At 61.6% G+C, this 1,591-nt stretch carries 1 protein-coding gene; it reads right to left on the reverse strand.

Annotation, left to right across the window (positions count from 1 at the left end):
- Positions 1-64: 64 nt before the first annotated feature.
- Positions 65-1,465 (reverse strand): ISNCY family transposase, encoded by a 1,401-nt coding sequence (locus ABIC50_RS33965; RefSeq protein WP_471685669.1) that lies wholly within the window; start codon positions 1,463-1,465, stop codon positions 65-67.
- Between the last annotated feature and the right edge of the window lie 126 nt (positions 1,466-1,591).

The raw sequence follows: 1,591 nt of genomic DNA on the forward strand, positions 1-1,591 counted from the left end.
GTTTCATCGGTTTTCTGTCCGTCAGCGTTGAAGCGCCGAGCCTGAAGCAGCAGGGCGCTGACGCTCACCCACGGGCCTTGGCAGACCGCCGATTCGATTCCGCTTGATGTGTCTGTGACGCGACCTGCAAGATGGCTGCTTCGATGTCGGCTTCCGTGAAGGCACGCTGCTTCTTGGCACCAGGCAACGATCCCTTCTCCCGTACCGGTAGCCCTCGATTGGCGCGCGACGGCGAACCCGAGATCCGCCGGTTGTCACGCTGCGCCTGGATCGCTTCAGCCACCTGCAGCGCGTGACTCAGGCGCTTGTGTTCGATGATCGCGCCTTGATCGACCTCCGCCAGCTTGTCGTAAAGGCGGCATCGCAATATCTCGCCATCGGACCGGATCTCAATCCGGCCATCCGGGTACTCCCAGACGTCGATATAACGATGAATCAGCTTCCGATTCTCGAGCGTATCGTCCAGCAGATACAGCACACGGTCGTACAGCACCGTCAGCGACTTCGAGACCCGACGCGTTTCGCGCCAAGTCATCAACCGGTCCAGATTCTCGTCGTCCCGCAGCGGCCGATGCGCATTGAAGTCGCTGCGCGGCGGCTTCGCGAAGCGTGCGTTATACATGGCGATGAAGGAGGGCGCATATGCGTTGGCGTCGGCTACCGTGCTGATCCGGCGCAACCTCAACTCCTTGACCAGTCGATCCTGCAGCGTCAGGTGCGCACGCTCGACACGTCCCTTGGCCGAACTGCTGTTCGCGCAGAATGTGTCGATGTTCAGCTCATACATGGCCCGGCCAAACTGCGTCACGCTGCGGCCGGTCTTGCCGGCCTTAGGACTGCGGAACACGCTGTACTTATCGCTGTAAAACGCCACCGGCTTGCCATGGCGCTCCAGATACGCCCGCGTCGCCTCGAAGTAGCTGAAGGTCGATTCGGTCGCCGTAAAGTGCAGATGCTGCAGCCGGCTCGTCGCGTCGTCGACGTACACCAGCAGCGTGCAGGCAGGCGCCCGTTCCTCGAACCATCGATGATCGCTGCCGTCGATCTGGATCAGTTCGCCCAGGCAGGCACGGCGTGCTCGTGGCTGGTAGATCTTCGGCGGTCGTTGCCGGCGCGGAATCCAGAGTCCAGCGTCTGTCATCAGCCTTCTGACCGTTTCCTTCGACAACTGCAGCCCATGGCACTCCCAAAGCTTCTCGCAGGCCAGCGTCGGCCCAAAATCGGCGTAGCGTTCACGAATCAGGCTTAAGGCACGATGTGCCAAATCCTCGGGCAGTTGATGGTTGCTCGCGTGGCCACGGCGCTGCGAAAGCAACCCGGCGGGGCCAGCAGCCCGATACCGGGCGACCAGCCGTTCGATCTGCCGTCGACTGATCCCAAGCCGCTCCGCGGCTCGCCAAGGCATCAGACGCTGCTCGATCACGGCTTCCACGACCTTCAGACGATCCAGCTCCCGCATGCTCATGGTGATCAGTCCAGGTTGGCCCACGATGCGCTCCGGCAGTTCGAACCGCCGCCAGCATGCGCCGAAACCCTCGGACTACGACATTTCAACTTTGCCCAGATGCGACATTACAACTTTGCTCTTACA

It is taken from the genome of Burkholderia sp. 567 (assembly GCF_040545115.1).
In the GTDB taxonomy this organism is placed as follows: domain Bacteria; phylum Pseudomonadota; class Gammaproteobacteria; order Burkholderiales; family Burkholderiaceae; genus Burkholderia; species Burkholderia ambifaria.

Excerpts from the sequence above, each read along its gene's own strand:
- ABIC50_RS33965 (WP_471685669.1), bottom strand. The coding sequence starts at position 1,465 with ATGAGCATGCGGGAGCTGGATCGTCTGAAGGTCGTGGAAGCCGTGATC.